Origin of the sequence: Streptomyces sp. CC208A, from assembly GCF_030010625.1 — a bacterium.
GTDB lineage: Bacteria > Actinomycetota > Actinomycetes > Streptomycetales > Streptomycetaceae > Streptomyces.
On sequence record NZ_JASCXN010000004.1, the window covers coordinates 116082 to 130647 of the forward strand.

13 protein-coding genes are annotated in these 14566 nt (G+C 72.4%); 7 read left to right on the plus strand and 6 right to left on the minus strand.

The window, feature by feature from the left end:
- Positions 1 to 2: 2 nt before the first annotated feature.
- From QK442_RS06675 to rsmI, 6 genes are all read right to left on the minus strand, one after another.
- Entirely contained in the window at positions 3 to 899 is an 897-nt protein-coding gene (locus QK442_RS06675) for a 4-(cytidine 5'-diphospho)-2-C-methyl-D-erythritol kinase (protein ID WP_282692903.1), read from the minus strand.
- Positions 896 to 1768, minus strand: a complete 873-nt coding sequence (rsmA, locus tag QK442_RS06680) for a 16S rRNA (adenine(1518)-N(6)/adenine(1519)-N(6))-dimethyltransferase RsmA (protein WP_282692904.1) — start codon at positions 1766 to 1768, stop codon at positions 896 to 898. Before rsmA ends, QK442_RS06675 begins: the two co-directional genes overlap by 4 nt.
- A gap of 28 nt (positions 1769 to 1796) precedes the next feature.
- Positions 1797 to 3101 carry a resuscitation-promoting factor gene (locus QK442_RS06685; protein WP_282692905.1) on the minus strand — a complete coding sequence of 435 codons (1305 nt, stop codon included), beginning with the start codon at positions 3099 to 3101 and terminating at the stop codon, positions 1797 to 1799.
- A gap of 72 nt (positions 3102 to 3173) precedes the next feature.
- A complete protein-coding gene (locus QK442_RS06690) occupies positions 3174 to 4043 on the minus strand; it encodes a TatD family hydrolase (protein ID WP_282692906.1) in 870 nt (289 codons plus the stop codon).
- Between the two features lie 74 nt (positions 4044 to 4117).
- Positions 4118 to 4540, minus strand: coding sequence for a hypothetical protein (locus QK442_RS06695; RefSeq protein WP_282692907.1), 423 nt, complete (start codon positions 4538 to 4540; stop codon positions 4118 to 4120).
- Positions 4541 to 4745: 205 nt separating this feature from the next.
- The gene (rsmI, locus tag QK442_RS06700; protein WP_282692908.1) at positions 4746 to 5591 is read right to left on the minus strand and encodes a 16S rRNA (cytidine(1402)-2'-O)-methyltransferase; all 846 of its coding nucleotides are present in this window, start codon (positions 5589 to 5591) and stop codon (positions 4746 to 4748) included.
- Between the two features lie 144 nt (positions 5592 to 5735).
- On the opposite strand from rsmI, the gene QK442_RS06705 reads away from it, so the two are divergent.
- From QK442_RS06705 to QK442_RS06735, 7 genes are all read left to right on the plus strand, one after another.
- Positions 5736 to 7451, plus strand: a complete 1716-nt coding sequence (locus QK442_RS06705; RefSeq protein ID WP_282693116.1) for a phospholipid carrier-dependent glycosyltransferase — start codon at positions 5736 to 5738, stop codon at positions 7449 to 7451.
- Between the two features lie 214 nt (positions 7452 to 7665).
- Positions 7666 to 8967: a hypothetical protein gene (locus tag QK442_RS06710; protein WP_282692909.1), complete on the plus strand. Its 1302-nt coding sequence runs from the start codon at positions 7666 to 7668 to the stop codon at positions 8965 to 8967.
- Positions 8964 to 10535 (plus strand): VWA domain-containing protein, encoded by a 1572-nt coding sequence (locus tag QK442_RS06715; protein WP_282692910.1) that lies wholly within the window; start codon positions 8964 to 8966, stop codon positions 10533 to 10535. The genes QK442_RS06710 and QK442_RS06715 overlap by 4 nt, the downstream gene beginning before the upstream one ends.
- Complete coding sequence (locus QK442_RS06720; RefSeq protein WP_282692911.1) at positions 10522 to 11298, plus strand: hypothetical protein; 777 nt, start codon at positions 10522 to 10524, stop codon at positions 11296 to 11298. The genes QK442_RS06715 and QK442_RS06720 overlap by 14 nt, the downstream gene beginning before the upstream one ends.
- A 183-nt stretch (positions 11299 to 11481) precedes the next feature.
- A complete protein-coding gene (locus QK442_RS06725; protein ID WP_282692912.1) occupies positions 11482 to 13122 on the plus strand; it encodes a penicillin-binding transpeptidase domain-containing protein in 1641 nt (546 codons plus the stop codon).
- A 72-nt stretch (positions 13123 to 13194) separates the two neighbouring features.
- Positions 13195 to 13683, plus strand: a complete 489-nt coding sequence (locus QK442_RS06730) for a YbaK/EbsC family protein (RefSeq protein ID WP_282692913.1) — start codon at positions 13195 to 13197, stop codon at positions 13681 to 13683.
- The gene (locus QK442_RS06735; protein ID WP_282692914.1) at positions 13680 to 14528 is read left to right on the plus strand and encodes a DMT family transporter; all 849 of its coding nucleotides are present in this window, start codon (positions 13680 to 13682) and stop codon (positions 14526 to 14528) included. Before QK442_RS06730 ends, QK442_RS06735 begins: the two co-directional genes overlap by 4 nt.
- Positions 14529 to 14566 lie beyond the last annotated feature (38 nt).

The following is a 14566-nucleotide window of genomic DNA, read 5'->3' on the forward strand; positions in this document are numbered from 1 at the left end:
GTCTAGAGGACCGTGGCGCCCGGCGCCGGGGACGTCGCCGCCCTCGCCGTGCGGCAGGTGCCCGAGGCGGTGAGGGCGGCGGCCACCGCGGCCGCCGCCTCCGCGTCCTTCACCAGGAACGCCGTCGTCGGACCGGAGCCGGAGACCAGGGCCGCGAGGGCGCCCGCCTCCGTGCCGGCCGTGAGGGTCGCGGCGAGGGCGGGCCGCAGGGACAGCGCGGCCGGCTGGAGGTCGTTGGCGAGGGCGCCCGCGAGGGCGGTGGTGTCACCGGCCGCCAGCGCCTCCAGGAGCGCCGGGGACGCGGCCGGTACGGGGACGTCGACGCCCTCCGCGAGGCGGTCGAACTCGCCGTACACCGCCGGGGTCGACAGGCCGCCGTCCGCGACCGCGAAGACCCAGTGGAAGGCGCCGCCCACCGGCAGCTCCGTCAGCTTCTCGCCGCGCCCTGTGCCGAGCGCCGCCCCGCCGACCAGGCTGAAGGGGACGTCCGAGCCCAGTTCGGCGCAGATCTCCAGGAGCTCGGCGCGCGGGGAGTCCAGGCCCCAGAGCCTGTCACACGCGAGCAGCGCGCCCGCGCCGTCCGCGCTGCCGCCCGCCATGCCGCCGGCCACCGGGATGTCCTTCCTGATGTGGAGGTGGACGTCCGGGGAGAGGCCGTGCCGGGCGGCGAGGAGTTCGGCGGCGCGCGCGGCGAGGTTGGTGCGGTCGAGGGGGACCTTGTCGGCGTCGGGGCCCTCGCAGGTGACCGTCAGTTCCCCGGCGGGGGTGGCGGTCACCCCGTCGTACAGCGAGACCGCGAGGAAGACGTTGGCGAGGTCGTGGAAGCCGTCGGGGCGGGCGGCGCCGACCGCCAGCTGCACGTTGACCTTGGCCGGGACCCGTACGGTCACGCCGCTCATGCCTTCGCCTCCGCGATCCGCGCGAACTCCTCCACCGTCAGCGCCTCGCCGCGCGCCTGCGGCGAGATCCCGGCCTTCACCAGCGCCTCCTCGGCGGCAGCCGGAGAGCCCGCCCAGCCCGCCAGGGCGGCCCGCAGGGTCTTGCGGCGCTGCGCGAAGGCCGCGTCGACGACCGCGAAGACCTCTTCCTTGGCGGCGGTGGTCGCGATCGGCTCGGTGCGGCGGACCAGGGAGACGAGGCCCGAGTCGACGTTGGGCGCGGGCCAGAAGACGTTGCGGCCGATGGCGCCTGCGCGCTTGACCTCGGCGTACCAGTTCGCCTTCACGGAGGGGACCCCGTACACCTTGTTGCCCGGTCCGGCGGCGAGCCGGTCGGCGACCTCGGCCTGGACCATGACGAGGGTCCGCTCGATGGTCGGGAAGCGGTCGAGCATGTGGAGGAGGACGGGCACGGCCACGTTGTACGGGAGGTTGGCGACGAGCGCGGTCGGCGGCGGGCCCGGCAGCTCCTGGACGAGCATGGCGTCGGAGTGGACCAGCGCGAAGCGGTCCTTCCGCTCCGGCATCCGGGCGGCGATCGTCGACGGCAGCGCGGCGGCGAGGATGTCGTCGATCTCGACGGCGGTCACCCGGTCGGCGGCCTCCAGGAGCGCCAGGGTGAGGGAGCCGAGTCCGGGCCCCACCTCGACGACCACGTCGTCCGGGCGCACCCCGGCGGTGCGGACGATGCGCCGGACGGTGTTGGCGTCGATGACGAAGTTCTGGCCCTTCTGCTTCGTGGGGCGCACGCCGAGGGCGGCGGCCAGCTCACGGATGTCGGCGGGGCCGAGGAGGGCGTCGGGGCCGTCGGGGCCGGTGGTGGTGCTCACCGGTACAGCCTAGGCCCTGTCCGGCGGCTCACCGGAAGAGCCTGCGCCCGCAGTGCGGCCAGGGGCCCGCGCCGCGCTGCACGTACAGCTTCTTCGCCCGGTACGTCTGCTCGGCGGCGGGCGCGTCCTGGGCGACGCCGGTGCCGCCGAGGGAGCGCCACGTACCGGGGTCGAACTGGTAGAGGCCGCCGTACGTCCCCGAGGGGTCGACGGCGTTCGGGCGGCCGCCGGACTCGCAGGCGGCGAGCGCGCCCCAGTTCAGGCCGTCGGCGCCGGAGACGGAGGTGGGGAGGGGGCGGGTGCCGACGCGGACCTTGCGGGAGACCGGCTCGCGGACGAGTTCCTCGCCGGTGCGGCGCGGCTTCTGCTTGACGCCGTTGACGGACCGCAGGTGGTACGTGATCCGGCGCAGGCCCGGGGAGCCCTGCCGTTCGACGACCTCGGTGCCGGCGAAGAGCCCGGGGTCGCGGACGCGCTCGACGGCGTAGGGGACGGCTTCCTCGCGGGTCTGGGTGGAGCCGGTGATCCGCAGCACGGTGACGGTCTGCCCGTCGCGGGGGAAGGCGTCGCCCGGCACGGAGGTGGTGTCCTCGCCGCCGAGGGTGATCCCGGCCTCGTCGAGGGCCTCGGCGACGGTGGCGGCGTTGGTGCGGACGGTCCGCTCGCGCCCGTCGGCGAGGAAGGTGACCGCGCGTTCGGTGCGGACGTCGAGGGCGAGGCCGGTGCGGGAGATCGCGGCGGAACGGGAGACGGAGAGGTAGGCGCCCTCGGCGCGGACGCCGAGCTGGCGTAGGGCGCCCTCGACGGTGTCGGCGGTGGTCCACACCCGGCGGCGGTGGCCGTCGAGGGTGAGGGCGACCGGCCGTCCGTACCGGAGGACGATCTCGTCGCCGGCGGACAGTTCCTCGCCGGGGGCGGGGGCGACGAGGTCGTGTTCGCCGACGGTCAGGCCCTCGTCGGCGAGGAGTTCCCCGACGTCGTCGGCGAAGGTGTGCAGGGTGCGGGGGACGCCGTCGACGGAGAGCCGGATCTCCTTGTCGTCGGCGACGAAGGCGCTGGTGCCGCCGGCCAGGAAGGCGACGACGAGGGCCTGCGGGAGGAGTCGCCGCAGCCCGTCCCCGGCGGGCCGGGCGGCCTTGCGGCGCCGGGCCCCGCGCCGGGCGGCGGCCCGGCCCTGCGGGGGAACGGCCGGGGGCGGGGCCAGAGGGGCGATGGGGGTCCCCCCTGCTCGAGCGGAGCCGAGAGCTTGGGGGAGGGTGGGCTGCTCGTGGAGGGGCAGCGTGGCCGCGGCGCCCCGCCGTCCGGCGCGGTGACCGCCCTGAGAAGTGCTCACGAGGCCGGGACCCTAGCCCCGGCCGCTGTCACTCTCCAAAACGACGCGACTACACGGCGTAAGTGTTATGCATCAGTAATCGAAGGCGCGGGCCGTGTTCACGGCGAGGGCCTCCGCCATCGCGTTCTCGTCGATGCCGCGCACCGCGGCCATCGCCCGGACGGTGACCGGGATCAGGTACGGGGCGTTGGGGCGGCCGCGGAAGGGCGCCGGGGTGAGGAAGGGCGCGTCGGTCTCGACGAGGACGAGGTCGAGGGGGGCGACGGCGAGCGCGTCCCGCAGCGGCTGGGCGTTCTTGAAGGTCATGTTGCCGGCGAAGGACATGTAGTAGCCCTTGGCGGCGCAGATCTCCGCCATCGCGGCGTCGCCGGAGTAGCAGTGGAAGACGGTCCGCTCGGGGGCGCCCTCCTCGTCGAGGACGCGCAGAACGTCGGCGTGGGCCTCCCGGTCGTGGATGACAAGTGCCTTGCCCCACCGCTTGGCGATCTCGATGTGGGCACGGAAGGAACGCTCCTGCGCGGCCATGCCCTCGGGGCCCGTACGGAAGAAGTCGAGGCCGGTCTCGCCGACGCCGAGGACATGCGGGAGGGCGGCGAGCCGGTCGATCTCGGCGAGCGCGTCGTCGAGCGCCGCGTCGCCGCCCGCCTCCCGGGCCCCCTGACGGGACCACCCGTCGGGGTCGCCGAGCACGATCCGGGGGGCCTCGTTCGGGTGCAGGGCGACGGCCGCGTGCACGTTCTCGTACCGCTCGGCGGTCTCGGCGGCCCACCGCGAGCCCTTCACGTCGCAGCCGACCTGCACGACCGTCGTCACGCCGACGGCGGCGGCCTTGGTCAGCGCCTCGTCGACGGTGCCGGACTGCATGTCCAGGTGGGTGTGCGAGTCCGCGACCTCCACGAGGAGGGGTTCGGGCAGCGGCGGCGGGGCGTCCTTGGCACTCATGGACCCGATCGTACGAAGCCATGAGCGCCCCCGCGAAAACTTTCCTCCGGCGAAAGCGGGCTACCTCCCGCGGATCACTTCTTGCGGAAGGGGTGGAACAGGTCCGACAGGTGCCAGTGGTGCGGCACCGGCGGGGTCTCGGCGGCGGTGTCCTCCTCGGTCAGCTCCTGACCGATCGGCCCGGCCGGCGACACGGGCTTGGTGGCCCGGGCCCCGTGCTGGTGCCGTTCGGTGGCGGCGATCATGTCGAGCATCGACGCCACCTGCCCCGCGCGCATGATCCGGACGACGTGGCCGCCGCAGTTCATGCAGGTGGGACGGGACAGCGGGGACGGCACCCGCTCGCCGTCGGCCTTGTAGACGACGAATTCCTGGCCGGCGGCGTCGACGTGGTGCTCGATGTCGTACGCCTGCTCCCAGCCGTATCCGCAGCGCATGCAGGCGAAGGCGTACGCCTCATGGGCGACGGGTATGCCGGTGCCGGTGATCTCGCTCATGCCCAGCTCCTCTCCACTTGGTCCAGTGGACGCCTTTTCGGGCCGGAGCGCATCAGCACGAGGGAAACCATGGAAGGACCGTGAAAGGTTTTTTGGCCTTCCCTTGCCAAGCGCCCTGCGAAGCTTCCCGGCGCCGGTTTCGGCTTTGCCTTTCAGGTTAGCCCTTTACCGTTTCCGGGGCTCTCCTGGGGCTTCCCGGCCTTTTTCACGACGCGTTCTTTGCCGCCACGACCGCGTCGAAGACCTCCCGCTTGGGAAGCCCCGCCTCGGCGGCGACCGCCGCGATCGCCTCCTTGCGCCGCTCCCCCGCCTCCTCGCGCACCCGCACCCTGCGCACCAGCTCGGCCGCGTCCAGCTCCTCCGGGCCGGTCTCCGGGGCGCCCTCGACGACGACCGTGATCTCGCCGCGTACCCCTTCCTTCGCCCAGGCGGCCAGCTCGCCCAGCGGGCCCCGCCTGACCTCCTCGTACGTCTTGGTCAGCTCGCGGCAGACGGCGGCGCGGCGCTCGGCGCCGAAGACCTCGGCCATGGCGTCGAGGGTGTCGTCGAGCCGGTGCGGGGCCTCGAAGTAGACGAGGGTGCGCCGCTCGGCCGCGACCTCCCGCAGCCGGCCGAGCCGCTCCCCCGCCTTCCTCGGCAGGAAGCCCTCGAAGCAGAACCGGTCGACGGGGAGCCCGGAGAGCGCGAGCGCGGTGAGCACGGCGGACGGGCCGGGGACGGCGGTCACCTTGATGTCCGCCTCTACGGCGGCGGCGACGAGCCGGTAGCCGGGGTCGGAGACGGACGGCATGCCCGCGTCGGTCACCAGGAGCACCCGGGCGCCGCCGGCCAGCGCCTCGACCAGCTCGGGCGTACGGGCCGACTCGTTCCCCTCGAAGTAGGAGACGACCCGCCCGGTGGTGTGCACGCCGAGCGCGCGGGTCAGTCCGCGCAGCCGGCGGGTGTCCTCGGCCGCGACGATGTCCGCGCCCTCCAGCTCGGCGACGAGCCGGGGCGGGGCGTCCGCGATGTCGCCGATGGGGGTGCCTGCGAGTACCAGCGTTCCTGTCACGGGTCCATCCTCCCAGGAGCGGGGGTCCCGTCCTCACCGGCACGAACGTGACTCCCCGCCCGTACAGGCGACGCGCACAGGCGCAGTCCCTACGATGGCGCGGTGACCCGTACCGCACCCGAGGCCCTGGAGGGCCAGCACACCATGGCGCCGACCGTGGCCGAGTCCTCTTCGTGGCAGCTGCGGCTGCGTCGCTTCGGCTACCGTCCGCCCGCCACCGGCACGCTCTCCCTCGGCACCAGGGACCGGCTCGACCCGCCGTACACCCGGCCCTCGCCGCGGGTCATGTCGCTGCTCGGGCTCGGCCCGGCGGCGGCCGACCGGCTGTGGCGACTGTCCGCGTGGGGCGGCCCGCTGCTCGTCGCGGCGGTCGCGGGGGTGCTCAGGTTCTGGAACCTGGGCAAGCCGCACGCGGTGATATTCGACGAGACGTACTACGCCAAGGACTCGTGGGCCCTGATCAACCAGGGGTACGAGGGGGCGTGGCCCAAGGACATCGACAAGACGATCCTCAAGGACCCCGGCTCGGTCCTGATCCCCACCGACCCCGGCTACGTCGTCCACCCGCCGATGGGCAAATGGGTCATCGGCCTCGGCGAGAAGATCTTCGGCTTCGAGCCGTTCGGCTGGCGGTTCATGGTGGCGCTGCTCGGGACGCTCTCCGTCCTGATGCTGTGCCGCATCGGCCGCCGCCTCTTCCGCTCCACCTTCCTCGGCTGCCTGGCGGGCCTGCTGCTCGCCGTCGACGGCCTGCACTTCGTGATGAGCCGCACGGCCCTGCTCGACCAGGTCCTGATGTTCTTCGTGCTCGCCGCCTTCGGCTGCCTGGTCCTCGACCGCGACCGCTCCCGGAAACGTCTCGCCGCCGCACTGCCCGAGGACGAGGAGGGCGTACTCCGCCCCGACGCCGAGGTCGCCGAGACCCTGCGGCTCGGCTGGCGCCCCTGGCGGATCACGGCCGGCGTGATGCTGGGCCTCGCGGCGGCCACCAAGTGGAACGGCCTGTACGTGATGGTCGGCTTCGGCCTGATGACGGTCCTGTGGGACGTCGGCGCCCGCCGCACGGCCGGCGCGGTCCGCCCGTACCTCGCGGTGGTCAAGAAGGACCTGGTGCCCGCGTTCGTCTCGGTGGTGCCGGTGGCCCTCGCGGCGTACCTGGTGACCTGGACCGGCTGGATCGTCACCGGCAAGGGCTACTTCCGCGACTGGGCCGAGAAGCAGGACGCCCTCCCGACCGGCGGCGGCACCTGGTCCTGGCTGCCGCAGTGGCTGCGCAGCCTGTGGCACTACGAGACCGAGGTGTACAAGTTCCACGTCGGCCTCACCTCGCCCCACACGTACGAGTCGAACCCCTGGTCCTGGATCGTCCTCGGCCGCCCCGTCTCCTACTTCTACGAGTCCCCCGCCCCCGGCACCGCCGGCTGCCCCGCCGGCACGAAGGAGAAGTGCGCCCAGGAGATCCTCGCCCTCGGCACCCCCCTCCTGTGGTGGGCCGCCTGTTTCGCCCTCGTCTACGTCCTGTGGCGCTGGGCCTTCCGCCGCGACTGGCGCGCCGGCGCGATCGCCTGCGCCGTCGCCGCGGGCTGGGTCCCCTGGTTCCTCTACCAGGAGCGCACGATCTTCCTCTTCTACGCCGTCGTCTTCGTCCCCTACCTGTGCCTGGCGGTGGCGATGATGATCGGCGCGATCATCGGCCCGAAGGGCTCCACGGAGAGACGCCGGACGTTCGGGGCGGTGGCGGCGGGCTGCCTGGTGCTGCTGATCGTCTGGAACTTCATCTATTTCTGGCCGATCTATACGGCTACGCCGATTCCGTTGGATCAGTGGCGGGCGCGGATGTGGCTGGACACGTGGGTCTGACCTCGCTCTTTCCCTCACTCTTTCGCGATCGGCCGTCAGCCCTTCTCGGCGGCCGGGACCGATGACGCCCGGCGAAGCCGGGCGTCATCCACCGTTCGCCTCTCGTTCCATCGGAATCCCGCATGCCGGGGGCTGATGTTCGAGAGCCTCTCCGAGGATCCTCTCCCCGGAGAGGGCAGGAGAGCCGGTGTCCACAGCAGACAGACCGCACGCCATGTCCGAAGCCGACAGAGCGCCCACGGTGGAGGAACCGCGGCTGGCCACCCGAGACAGGACACGCCGCCGCCCGCGATTACCGCTCCGCGTCACCGTCGCGCTTCCGCTCGCCCTGACCGGGCTGTTCGCCCTGCTCGTCACGGGCAACACACTGCGCCCGTTCGACCGCATCACCACGATCGAGGCCAGGATGGGCTCCAAGTCCGACTTCTTCAAAGATCCCGAAGTGCAGCGGCTGTTGCTCGAACACGGCATACGCGTCGACATCCACCGGCTCGGTTCCCGGGCCAACGCCACGATCTCCATGCAGGGCATGGACGTGGTCTTCCCGTCCGGCCAGCCCGCGGCCAAGCTGGTCCTGAACCGGATGGACCACTCGGTGCGGTCCGTGCGCCCCTTCGCCACACCGCTGGTGCTCGGCACGTTCCGGGACTATGCCGAGACCCTTCGGAGAATGGACGTGGCGATCCCCCAGCCGGTGGAGGGCGACACCGAGACGCTCTACTACGACCTCGACATGCGGAAGTTCATGGACCTGCTCGACGGCCTGGACGACGGCCGTGAGACCGCCGACCAGGACAGGGACGGGACACCTGAACGCGCGGACACCTGGAACGGCATCGGCTTCGACAGGGACGGCCTGCGCAGCAACAGCGGCCGGGTCCTGGTCCGCACCTCCGACGTCTGCGACTCCAACTCGGCGGGCACCTACCTGAGCATCCTCGCCTTCGTGGCGAACGGCGACAGCACACCGGGCGCGGGCGCGGCCGACGCGGCCACGGCACGGAAGGAGGCCGACGAGGTCGCCCGGAGGATCAAACCCCTCATCGACCTCCAGGGCATGTGGGCCGACGAGCAGGCCGACGGCTACTTCTCCGACCTCGGCGAGAGCATCGCGCCCATCTCCGTGATCTACGAGCACCAGTACCTGGCCCACCAGATCGAGCACGCGCGGACCCACGGCGGACAGGACTCCCGCCGCGTCCTGCTCTACCCCAGCCCCTACGCCCTCACCGAGCCGCAGCTCATCTCCCTCAACGACAAGGGCGACCGGCTGGTCCGCATCATCCAGGACGACCCCGCCCTGCGTCAGCGCGCGCTCGAACTCGGCTTCCGGGTCCGCTTCTCCGGCAAGGACGGCACCAGCGAGCAGCTCAACACGTACCTGCGCGGACACGGGATCCAGGTGCCGAGACAGAACCGCGACCAGAGCAAGGTGTACGAACCGGACCTGGACGTCCTGGAGGAGATCATCGACTCCGTGGGCTCCTGCCCGCCGCCCGTGCAGGACACCCCATGAGGCGGTACGCACGCGCCCTCGCCGCCTGTCTCACGCTGGCCCTGCTCGCCGCCCTCACCTCCTCCTGCACCCGGGGCGGAGGGCACATCACCCTGCGGGTCCTCGCCAGCCCCGAACTCGCCGATCTGGAACCGCTGCTGGACGAGCTGAAGGACGACACCGGCGTCGAGCTGGCCATGGAGTACCGGGCCACAGCCGATCTGGCCGACGCCAGGAGCTCGTCGTACGATCTCGCCTGGCCCGTGTCCGACCGCTCGCTCCTGCTCCGGCTGCGGGAGGCGGGCGAGCGGAACTCCCGGCCCGAGTCGGTCTCCGTCATGCGCTCGCCGGTGGTGGTCGGGCTCACCCCCGAGGCCGCCGGCACCCTGCGGGCTTCGGTGCCCGGCGGCCGGCTGTCGTGGGCGGACATCGCGGACGCGGCCGCCGACGGCGGCCTGCGGTTCGGGATGGCCGACCCGCGCAGCAGCGACACCGGGCGCGCGGCCCTCGTCGGCGTCGCCACCGCGGCCGCCGGAACCGGCAGCGCGCTGCGCGAACGGGACGTCTCCTGCGACCGCCTGCGCGGCTTCCGCTCGGGCCAGACCCTCACCGGCGCCAGCTCACGCGAGCTCATCGCGCGCTATGTGCGGGACCAGGGCCGCGCCGACGCGCTGATCGCCCACGAGTCGGAACTGCTCTCCCTGAACGCCACGGACGAGCTGCGCGAACCGCTGGAGATCGTCCACCCCGAGGACGGCATGGTGCTCTCCGACTTCCCACTGCTCCTGCTGAACCCCGGGGAGCGGACCGCGTACCGGAAAGTGGCAGCCTGGCTGCTGCGGGCGGACACGCAGCAGAAACTGATGCGGCACACCTGGCGACGCCCGGTCAACCAGGACGTACGCCTCGCCGAACCCCTGCGGACGGAGGTCGGCAACGCCCTGTCGTTCCCCGACCGGCTGTCCATCGTGGAGCGGCTCGTCGCCGACTACGGCGATCCCGCGCACCCGGCCACCGACCAGGTGGTGTTCCTGCTCGACTTCTCCGACTCCATGCGGGGCAGGCGGATCGACGCACTGCGTACCGCCTTCGCCGGGCTCAGCGGCTCCGACCCCGGCTCCACCGGTAAGTTCACCCGCTTCTACCGCGGCGAGCGCCTCACCGTCGTACGGTTCGGCGGCCGGGTGCTCGAGGAACGCACGGTGACCGTGCGCGGCGACGACGACCTCAGAGCCCTCGCCGGGATGGTGGCCGACGGTGCCTTCGACGACTCCACCGCCGTGTGGACGGCTCTCGACCACGGCTACCGCATCGCCGCGGACGCCGTGCGGGAGGCGCCCGAACGGCCCGTGTCGATCGTGCTGATGACCGACGGGGAGAGCAACACGGGTATCACGTACGAGGAGTTCCTGCGCCGCCGCGACCGGCTCGGCCCGGACGTGCGCGAGGTGCCCACCTTTCCCGTGCACCTCGGCGAGGCCGACACGGCCGCGCTGAAGAAGGCCGCGGCCGCGACCGGCGGCCGTGTGGTCGACGCCGACCGCTCCTCACTCTCCGACGCGTTCAAGGAGATCCGTGGGTGTCATTGACAGTCAGTGGTGGAGCCTGCGGTGGCCGTGGATGGCCGTCTGGCTCCTGACGGCGACCTGCTTCGCCGTGGTGTTCCAGCATGTGCTGGCCCGCTGGGCGGCAGGCCGGCGCAGACGCGACCGGGACGGGGACATGGTCTCCGGCATGTGCGTCTATCTGCACGAGACACGGGTCGAAGACGTCGCGGACTACCTCGGCATACCCAAATCCGACCTGAACGTCTCCCACGAGACCAGCGTCTCCAGCGGCTTGGGGCTGCGGAGCAGACTCGCCTTCGGCGAGGGCTCGGCACAGCGCGACAGGAACACGCACACGCGCACCGAGTACTGGGAGCCGAGCACTCCCATGAAGACGATCCGTCTGATCATGGACAAGCTGAGGGAGAAGGACAGGGTGGTGGACGCCGACCTCGCCACCGGACAGCTCGTCCCCACCGCGGCCCTCGCCGACAAGCTGCAGGTCACCGGCGACGGGGGAAGCGTGCCACTGACCTCGGTCAGGGGGCACTACGTCTCGGTCTCGGGCCTCTTCACCGTCCGCAGGACCGACAGCGGAGACGTCGTCCTGCGCGCCCGCTACGGCAGCGGCGATCCCCCCGCACATGTGAAGATCACCTGCGAGAAGTCCTGGGTCCGCGAGGAGTTCCGGGTCGACGACTACTCGGCGGACGAGGAGTTCCCGGCGACCTGCCTGGGCCGGGTGCGCACCTGGAACAGCACGACGGGCGAACTCACACTGGACCCGGTGTCCATCTTCCGGTGAGGACCGCACAGCGTGAACCCTCGCCGCTCAGCGGCTTGGGATCGTGAAGGCCGGGCGACTGGGCGGCCGGGCGGCCGGTGACGGTCGAGGACGTCTGGTGTGACGGATTGTGGCTGGTGTTGCTCGACAGTTGTCGGAGGCGGCTGCTTGACTCGACGGTCCACACGGGGAGGGATCTCAGTCATGCGAAGTGGAGCGAAAGTCGGCATCGTCGGGGGCGTGTTCGCCGTCGTCGCGAGCGGGGTCGCGTACGGGGGGTACAACCTCTGGAACGGGATCACCGGCGGCGCGAAGGACGTCGGTACGCAGTCGGGGGCGGCGCCGCGGAAGACCGGGCCGGTGACGGCGGAGGAGGTCACCGCCACCGCACGGGACTTCCTCGCCGCCTGGGCGGCCGGGGAGGCCGACCGGGCGGGTCAGCTGACGAACGATCCGGTGACGGCGGGACCGGCGGTGGCCGCGTACCGGGAGGGGGGCGGCGTATCGGAGGCGGAGATCACGGCCGGGACGCCGACGGGGGCGACGGTGCCGTTCACGGTGAAGGCGACCGTGACGTACAAGGGGGTGTCGAAGCCCTGGACGTACGAGTCGAAGCTCAGCGTCGTCCGCGGCGAGTCCACCGGCCGCCCGCTGGTGCGGTGGACGCCGACCGTGCTGCACCCGAAGCTGGTGGCCGGCGCCACGCTGCGGACCGGTGAGGCGAAGACCCCGCCGGTGAAGGCCGTCGACCACGAGGGCGTCGAGCTGTTCCCCGAGAAGTACCCGTCGCTCGTGCCCGTCCTGGACGCGCTGCGGCAGCGGTACGGCGGACGGACCGGCGGCGAGGCGGGCGTCGAGACCTGGATCGAGACCGCGAACGGCACGCCGGGCAGCACGCTCCTCGTCCTCTCCGCCGGGAAGCCGGGCGAGCTGCGGACGACGATCGACGCGGGCGTGCAGGCGGCGGCGGAGAAGGCGGTGAAGCAGTTCCCGACGGCGGCGGTGGCGGCCGTGGAGCCGTCTACGGGGGCGGTGCGGGCGGTCGCCAACAATCCGGCGTCCGGTTACAACACCGCGTTCATGGGCGAGCAGGCGCCCGGCTCGACGATGAAGATCGTGACGGCGGCGATGATGATGCGGTACGGGGTCGCGCAGCCGGGCACGCCGGTGGAGTGTCCGCCGGACGTGCGGTGGGAGGAGCGGACCTTCGAGAATCTCAAACGCTTCACCACCAACGGCGACCTGACCAATGCCTTCGCCATGTCCTGCAACACCGCCTTCATCAAGGCGATCACGCCGTTGAACAAGAAGGGCGTCCACAACACCGCGCTCGGTGACACGGCCCGCAAGTGGTTCGGTATCGGCGAGGTGTGGTCGGTCGGCGTGCAGACCTCCGACGGCTCCGTGCCCGAGTCCACCGGGTCCGAGACGGCCGCCTCGTACATCGGCCAGGGCAAGATCACCATGAACGCTCTCAACATGGCGTCGATCTCCGCGACCGTGAAGAACGGCGGCTTCCTCCAGCCGTACCTGATCCCGAAGGGCGTGGACGGCCGGGAGTTCGCCAAGGCCGAGCGGCTGCCGTACGAGGTCACCCTCGGGCTGCAGAAGATGATGAACGCCGCGGCCACCCGTTTGAACGGCACCGCGCGGAAGGCGATGGCCGGGGTGCCGTCGCCGAAGGGCGCGAAGACCGGCTCGGCGGAGGTCGACGACCAGTCGACCTCCAACAGCTGGTTCACCGGCTACTCCGGCGACCTCGCGGCGGCGGCCGTCGTCCAGGCCGGCGGGCATGGCGGCGACGCGGCGGGAGATGTGGTGGCGCAGGTCCTGAAGGCGAACTGAGGCCGGAGGGCCGGGGGTCCGGGTGGCGGAAAACCGTCGCGTGTCCCGTACACCCACCGCTACCGTGCGGGCATGACGACCGACGCCTCCGCCGCCCACCCCCGGTTCGCCGCCGCCCTCGCCGAGTTGGGCCTCGATGTCGAGGTCCGGCGCTTCCCCGACGAGACGCGGACCGCGCAGCAGGCCGCCGACGCGATCGGCTGCGCGGTCTCCGAGATCGTGAAGTCGCTGGTCTTCGCCGCCGACGGGGTGCCGGTGCTGGTCCTGATGGACGGGGCCTCGCGGGTGGACGTCGGCCGGGTGCGGGAGGCGCTGGGGGCCGGGGAGGTGACGCGGGCGGACGCGCGGGTGGTGCGGGAGACGACCGGGTACGCGATCGGGGGCGTACCGCCCTTCGGGCACCGCACCCGGACGCGGGTCCTGGCCGACGAGGGGCTGCTCGACCACGACCTGGTGTGGGCGGCGGCCGGCACCCCGCACTCCGTCTTCGCCCTGCCCCCGAAGGAGCTGATCGCCCACGCGGGCGCGACCCTGGCGGACGTGCGCGAGCGTACGGAGTGACGCCGCTGGTCGCGGGTGCGGTGCTGGTCGCGGCGGTCACGCACGCGACCTGGAACGCCCTGGCCCACCACATCCGGGACCAGCTCCTCTCCTTCACGCTCATCTCGGGCGGCGGGGCGCTGATCGGCCTGGCGCTCGTCCCCTTCCTTCCCGTCCCCGCCGCCGGGGCGTGGCCGTACCTGATCGCCTCGGCGGTCCTGCACGTGGCCTACTACGGGCTGCTGATGAAGTCCTTCGCGCTGGGGGACTTCGGGCAGATGTATCCGATCGCGCGGGGTACGGCCCCGCTGGTCGTGACCCTCCTGGCGGCCGTCTTCGTCCACGAGGTCCCGGACACCCGCCAGTTGCTCGGCGTGGCGGTGGCGTGCGCGGGCCTGACGGGCCTGGCGCTGTGGGGCACGCGAGGCAAGGGCGTGCACGGCCCGGCCCTGCTCGCGGCCCTCGCCACCGGCCTCTCGATCGCCCTGTACACGGTCGTCGACGGCCTCGGCGTCCGCGCCTCCGGCACCACGCTCGGCTACGTCGCGTGGCTGATGGCCCTGGAGGGCCTGGCCATCCCGGCGTACGCCCTGGCGGTCCGCCGTCGCGCCCTCCTCCCCGCCCTCCGCCCCCACGCGCCCCGCGGCCTCCTCGGCGCGGCCCTCTCGGTCGCCGCCTACGCCCTCGTCCTCTGGGCCCAGACCCAGGCCCCCCTCGCCCCCATCGCCGCCCTCCGCGAGTCCTCCATCATCGTCGGCGCCGCCATCGGCGCCCTCTTCTTCAAGGAACGCTTCGGCGGCCCGAGGGTCGCCGCGGCGAGCCTGATGGCGGTCGGGATCGGCCTGATGCTGTCGTCCGGCGGGTGAGGGCTCAGCGGCCGGCGCGGATGGACGTACGGCTCCAG

Coding starts and splice junctions, on each gene's coding strand:
- QK442_RS06675 (WP_282692903.1), bottom strand. CDS start 899: ATGAGCGGCGTGACCGTACGGGTCCCGGCCAAGGTCAACGTGCAGCTG.
- QK442_RS06690 (WP_282692906.1), bottom strand. CDS start 4,043: ATGAGTGCCAAGGACGCCCCGCCGCCGCTGCCCGAACCCCTCCTCGTG.
- QK442_RS06695 (WP_282692907.1), bottom strand. CDS start 4,540: ATGAGCGAGATCACCGGCACCGGCATACCCGTCGCCCATGAGGCGTAC.
- QK442_RS06705 (WP_282693116.1), top strand. CDS start 5,736: ATGGCGCCGACCGTGGCCGAGTCCTCTTCGTGGCAGCTGCGGCTGCGT.
- QK442_RS06710 (WP_282692909.1), top strand. CDS start 7,666: ATGTCCGAAGCCGACAGAGCGCCCACGGTGGAGGAACCGCGGCTGGCC.
- QK442_RS06715 (WP_282692910.1), top strand. CDS start 8,964: ATGAGGCGGTACGCACGCGCCCTCGCCGCCTGTCTCACGCTGGCCCTG.
- QK442_RS06725 (WP_282692912.1), top strand. CDS start 11,482: ATGCGAAGTGGAGCGAAAGTCGGCATCGTCGGGGGCGTGTTCGCCGTC.
- QK442_RS06730 (WP_282692913.1), top strand. CDS start 13,195: ATGACGACCGACGCCTCCGCCGCCCACCCCCGGTTCGCCGCCGCCCTC.